This window comes from Lapidilactobacillus mulanensis (genome assembly GCF_003946215.1).
Classification (GTDB): domain Bacteria; phylum Bacillota; class Bacilli; order Lactobacillales; family Lactobacillaceae; genus Lapidilactobacillus; species Lapidilactobacillus mulanensis.
The window spans coordinates 1-5,293 of the sequence record NZ_RHOW01000071.1 but is presented as its reverse complement, the minus strand read 5'-3'; the positions used below and the strand labels follow the sequence as shown (position 1 = coordinate 5,293).

At 39.7% G+C, this 5,293-nt stretch carries 6 protein-coding genes; 4 read left to right on the top strand and 2 right to left on the bottom strand.

All coding sequences use genetic code 11. From position 1 onward, the window contains the following. The 3 genes from EKM67_RS10815 to EKM67_RS10285 all read left to right on the top strand — a co-directional run. On the top strand, positions 1–1,822 hold a 1,822-nt coding region (locus EKM67_RS10815; RefSeq protein WP_164506648.1), incomplete at its 5' end, for a MucBP domain-containing protein. A gap of 361 nt (positions 1,823–2,183) precedes the next feature. Continuing rightward, positions 2,184–2,876 carry a 2,3-diphosphoglycerate-dependent phosphoglycerate mutase gene (locus EKM67_RS10290; protein ID WP_125578901.1) on the top strand — a complete coding sequence of 231 codons (693 nt, stop codon included), beginning with the start codon at positions 2,184–2,186 and terminating at the stop codon, positions 2,874–2,876. Between the two features lie 171 nt (positions 2,877–3,047). Continuing rightward, a complete protein-coding gene (locus EKM67_RS10285) occupies positions 3,048–3,683 on the top strand; it encodes an NAD(P)-dependent oxidoreductase (protein ID WP_125578900.1) in 636 nt (211 codons plus the stop codon). 42 nt (positions 3,684–3,725) lie between these two features. On the opposite strand, the gene EKM67_RS10280 is transcribed toward EKM67_RS10285, so the two are convergent. Continuing rightward, complete coding sequence (locus EKM67_RS10280) at positions 3,726–4,082, bottom strand: MmcQ/YjbR family DNA-binding protein (protein ID WP_125578899.1); 357 nt, start codon at positions 4,080–4,082, stop codon at positions 3,726–3,728. Positions 4,083–4,269: 187 nt separating this feature from the next. Here EKM67_RS10280 and EKM67_RS10275 point away from each other — a divergent pair, with 187 nt between their 5' ends. After that, the gene (locus EKM67_RS10275; protein ID WP_125578898.1) at positions 4,270–4,926 is read left to right on the top strand and encodes a nitroreductase family protein; all 657 of its coding nucleotides are present in this window, start codon (positions 4,270–4,272) and stop codon (positions 4,924–4,926) included. Positions 4,927–5,033: 107 nt separating this feature from the next. Here the strand turns inward: EKM67_RS10275 and EKM67_RS10270 are convergent. Next, on the bottom strand, positions 5,034–5,293 hold a 260-nt coding region (locus EKM67_RS10270; RefSeq protein WP_125578897.1), incomplete at its 5' end, for a Txe/YoeB family addiction module toxin.

Genomic DNA, 5,293 nt, shown 5'->3' with positions numbered 1-5,293 from the left:
AGAACACGATCCTTCCTATAATGGCATTATACTAAATCGTGTCCATAGATTCATACTACATCCAAAACAAGCAACTGTTAATGTTGATGAAACTGGTAAAATATTATCCTCTACTGATGGTTATGACGAAGTTTCCCGCTCAACAGACCCAGGAAAATCAGTGACTGCTGCAAATGGTGATGTAACGACTGTTGTTACGACGACGATTGTTTATAAGAAACATGCTGACGTTCATGTTCCAGTTAATACCAATAAGGACCAGACGATAGCTATCGACGAAAAAGGAAACACAATTACACCATCAAGTGATTATCATCTGATGTCAACCTCAGATCCAGTCAAATCAGTTGTGACCGCCGAGAATGGTGATACCACAACAACTTATACGACGACAGAAACTTATCATTTGATTGCTCATTCAACGAAAGAAATTACAGTAAATGTAGATTCGGCGGGTAAAGTTTTAGATACTATTGACGGTTATGATGAAGTATCACGTTCAACGGATGCTGGTAAGGATACGGTTGCAGCAAATGGTGATATTATTAAAACCGTTACAACGACAGTTACGTATACGAAACATGTCGAATCTGCCTCTTATGTAGTTGTGATTAATGATGCTAATACTGGCAAAAAGATTACGTCTCTAGAAGTTGTCGAGAATCTTCATGAAGGCGATGAAATCGTTGTTAATGCCCCTGAAGTCAATTCTAAGTATGGTTTGGTTTCGCCATCATCACAAACAGTGACACTCAAAGGTGGCTTGAACACAGTTGTATTTACTGCCAAACTTAAGGTTGCGTACAGTGTTCAGTTTGTTGATGAGAGCGGTAATGTGATCTCGACGCCACAAACGGATATTACAGGTAAATACGAAGGTGATTCATTAACTGTTAATGCGCCAAGCATTCCTGATGGATATGAATTAGTGGGTCAGTCATCTCAATCCATTACATTGGGTTCAACAAACAATGTTGTTAAATTTGTAATCAAAAAGAAAACAGTTGCAAATGATGCGTCATATACTGTTCTAGGCTGGGATTCATCGTATGCAATGATGTTCACGAATACAATTACTGGCAAACATGTAGGTGATGTCATCACTGTTACAGCTCCTGATAAGTCATCAGATGGCTATTCGATTGTTGGCGATAAGTCTAAGACAATTACATTGGCTGCTGGTGATAATGAAGTTGAATTTGATTATGAGTTAACTGATCCTGATGCTTATGCAAATGCAACGCTTGACGCATTTATCAAATATGCAAACGAAGTTCGTACTGGAACATATGCTGATGCTGCAAAAGATGAACAGGCCTATAAAGATGCTGGCGTAAATATGGAATATGATTTAGATTTTGACGCCTTTGCAAAAGAGGCAAATTACACAGCATATAACGTAGTGGATGCTCTTAATAAAGCTGCACAATTGCATGCAAATGAAATGGCCGAGTGGAGTAGTGAAATTGGTGGTGATGTAGTATTAACACAACATCCTCATGAATGGCGTGATGGATCGTATGGTCCAACACAAGACGGTAGTACAATTCTTGATGGTACTGGATATGGTGTAGATAGTCTTTCCGAAGATGCTGCAATTGCAGATATTCAAGGAACACCTGAAGAAAATGCAAAACAGTTGTTTAATCAGTTCGTTTTGCAGGATCGTATGCATCATCATTCAATTCTCAGCAGTGTAGTTGAAGCATCCGGCGTTGCTGTAAAGTATGGACAAAACCCCGATGGATCATCATTTATTGTATTAATTTATATTGACTATACGAAAACTGATCATACAATTCCTGTTGATCCATCAAAATAGTTTTTGTAGTTAATTTTAAAAATAGAGACTGAAGTTTTATTCGTGATAATTCCTTTATGGTTGATAGATGAAATAATATAATTCACCTATTGATTGTGGAGGAATTTTTATGTAGACCCAGTAAAGATAAATGTTGTTATGATTTGAAGACGGAATATTCCGAGGAAGAAATCAGTAGTCAGTTGGAAAACTTAGAAAATGTTCACGCGACCGATTTGTTTGTGTCATCGTTTATGGAATCGAGTTCATGGCGTGAAGAGCGACGTTAAATCGTGTTTATTCCAATTGTCACGCTTGTTTTTTTTCTGAAAAACCCATACAATAAACAGAGTATAAATATCAGGAAATGAGGCTAATATTAATGGCAAAATTAGTATTTATCCGTCACGGTCAAAGTGAATGGAACTTAAGTAATCAATTCACTGGCTGGGTCGATGTTGACTTAAGCGAAAAAGGCGTTGAAGAAGCAAAGAACGCCGGCAAGTTAATTAAAGAAGCAGGTTTGCAATTTGACCAAGCTTATACTTCTGTCTTAACTCGTGCTATCAAGACTTTGCACTATGCATTGGAAGGATCCGATCAATTATGGATCCCAGAAACAAAGACTTGGCGTTTGAACGAACGTCACTATGGCGCATTACAAGGCCAGAACAAAGCAGAAGCTGCTGAAAAATGGGGCGATGACCAAGTTCACACTTGGCGTCGTTCGTACGATGTTTTGCCACCTTTGTTGAGTGCTGATGACGAAGGCTCTGCAGCAAAAGATCGTCGTTACGCAGACTTGGACCCACGCATTATTCCTGGTGGCGAAAACTTAAAGGTTACCCTCGAACGTGTTATTCCTTTGTGGGAAGACGAAATCGCGCCTAAGTTGCTTGATGGCAAGAATGTCATCATCGCAGCTCACGGTAACTCATTACGTGCCTTGACTAAATATATTGAAAACATTTCTGACGAAGATATCATCAACTTGGAAATGGCAACTGGCGAACCTGTTGTTTATGATTTGGATGACAAGTTGAACGTTGTTTCAAAGACCAAGTTAGGCGAATAATTAATTTAATGAATTAGATGGATAGGCATTCTCTGCTTTTTGCGGGGGTGTCTATTTTTATTTTTCGAAAAGCACCGTGATACAAAATATTCGAAAGATTAAAATTTAACTGTTATTATTAAGCCACGTATTTCGATAGCATCTAATAAGTGACGAAAGAAGATAATAATTATGAAAATTGGCATTATTGGTGCAACCGGTCACGTTGGCAGTGTCATTTTTAAAGAAGCAGTATCACGCGGGCATGAAGTTACCACGTTGGTTCGCGATGCCGACAAGGCTAAGAAAATGCTGGGTGCAGATACGGCAATTATTGAGAAGGATGCTTTATCACTCGACGCTGAGGATTTGACCCAATTCGATGCGATCGTGGATGCCTTCGCGTCACCGAAATCTTATCAGCATTTAGATCTGGCAACAAATCTAGTTCGCCTTTTTTGTAATAATGAGCACACTCGCCTGGTTTTTATTCTCGGTTCAAGCTCTCTCAACAAAGCAGATGGGACAAGAATGCTCGACGATGTTTTGAAAAGGTTTGCGAATGAACCTTGGGTGGCGACTCCGATTCAGCAGGTTCATGAATTCGATTTCCTTCAGTGGGTCGATGATGTCAACTGGACTGCAATTTCACCACAAGTTAGCTTTGTCCCCGGCGAAAGAACGCAATATCGTTTGGGCACCGATGAAGTGATGGAAAATAAAGCGGGCAAGCAGGTAGTTTCATTTGGTAATTTTGCCAGCGCATTGGTTGATGAATTGGAAACACCTCAACATCATCAACAACGTTTTACCGTTGTTGATGACTAATTAATTGAGATAAAAATAGCCATCCTCCGTTTTGGGGAATGGCTATTTTGTCGACTCAAAGCTGTCGTCGATCAAATCAGTCAATTGGTCGAAATCATCTATTGTCGTCAAATCAATCGTGATCCAGTGTTCCTTATTCATGTGATAGGCTGGGTAATAAGCTTTGTTAGCTTTTAAAATATCGCCGATTTCAGGTGTCACTTTGACATCGATGACCGCAATTTCAGTCTCACTGTCGCCATATAATTTATTTTGTGGGATCAGCATCATTAATCCAAACCACTTGTGATTGCGCGGATGTTTAAAAACGCAATAGCTCGGGAATTTTTTGAATGTATATTCGGGTTGAACATCATAAGTATCTGCCACATAGGCGATTATTTTTTCTCGGGTAATCATATTAGGAGACCTTCTTTTTAATATTGCCAGTAGTGCGGTGTTGATGCGACTTTACGTTTAGTATAAGTCATTTCACTGTTAACCGCCAAAATTTCTCAAATCAATTGTTATGAAGGTATCAATAGCCCATCGATTAGGTTATAATTAGCAATGGAAACGTTTTATTATTTTGAAGGGAAGTTATTTGATGACAACAACTGAAGTTAACCGAAAATTAGTTCAAAATGATTTTTCGAAGGTCATGTTTGAGCGTAAATCTGTTCGTAAGTTTGAAAAGGACGCGCAGATTTCTCGCGACGAATTACAAGAAATGATCAGTCAAGCAACGAGTGCCCCTTCGGCGTGTAACTTGCAGTCATGGCACTTCGTCGTCGTTGATACGCCAGAAGGTAAAGAAAAGGCAAAATCAGTGCTGATGAAATTTAATCATCCGCAACTCGATTCATGCTCGGCGATGGTTTTCGTATTGGGCGATACATTGTCGTATAAATCATACCGTGATGTTTGGAATAAGGCTGCGGATGAAGGCCGGATCACGCCAGAGAAGCGCGATGAAGTGTTCAAAACTTTCTTGCCAATGTATGAAAGTGCTAGCCAAGAATTCTTGGTGATGGATGCAACGATTGACAGCAGTATGGTTGCCATGCAATTGATGTTGGTTGCACGCGCACACGGCTACGAAACCAATCCGATCGCAGGTTATGCCGCAAATAAAGTGGCTGCAGCTTTCGGATTAGATCCTAAACGTTACGTTCCTGTTGTCGCAATCGCAATCGGTAAAGCCGCAGAAACACCAATTGAATCTGAGCGTTATAACGCTACAGAATTAACTGATTTTATTTAAGGCTAGTTTAGTATGGCCTGGCCCTGGGATTAATAATCTCAGGGCTTTTTTCAAGTTGCAAAAATGGACACTCTGTCGAAAAGGGAGTGTCCATTTTGTATTGTTAGTTATTCATAATGTGACCAGGCAGAAAGAATCTTAATTTCGTGGTTAATTTTATCAACTGAATAGACAATTCTGTGTTGACTATTAAGTCGTCGTGAATATTTTCCAGCAGCAGGCGGCGTCAATTTTTCAAACGATTGGGTAGGCGTAAATGGATCCTGCCTCAGCGTAGACACAATGGTCATAAACTGAGCATTGAGGGCTATACTCCTACTTAAGTAGACAAGCAAATAATCAAAGCTTGTACACTTAGGAAGGAGTT

What these genes read in the sequence shown, in the direction of transcription:
- EKM67_RS10290 (WP_125578901.1), top strand. Translation starts at nt 2,184, where the DNA reads ATGGCAAAATTAGTATTTATCCGTCACGGTCAAAGTGAATGGAACTTA.
- EKM67_RS10285 (WP_125578900.1), top strand. Translation starts at nt 3,048, where the DNA reads ATGAAAATTGGCATTATTGGTGCAACCGGTCACGTTGGCAGTGTCATT.
- EKM67_RS10280 (WP_125578899.1), bottom strand. Translation starts at nt 4,082, where the DNA reads ATGATTACCCGAGAAAAAATAATCGCCTATGTGGCAGATACTTATGAT.
- EKM67_RS10275 (WP_125578898.1), top strand. Translation starts at nt 4,270, where the DNA reads ATGACAACAACTGAAGTTAACCGAAAATTAGTTCAAAATGATTTTTCG.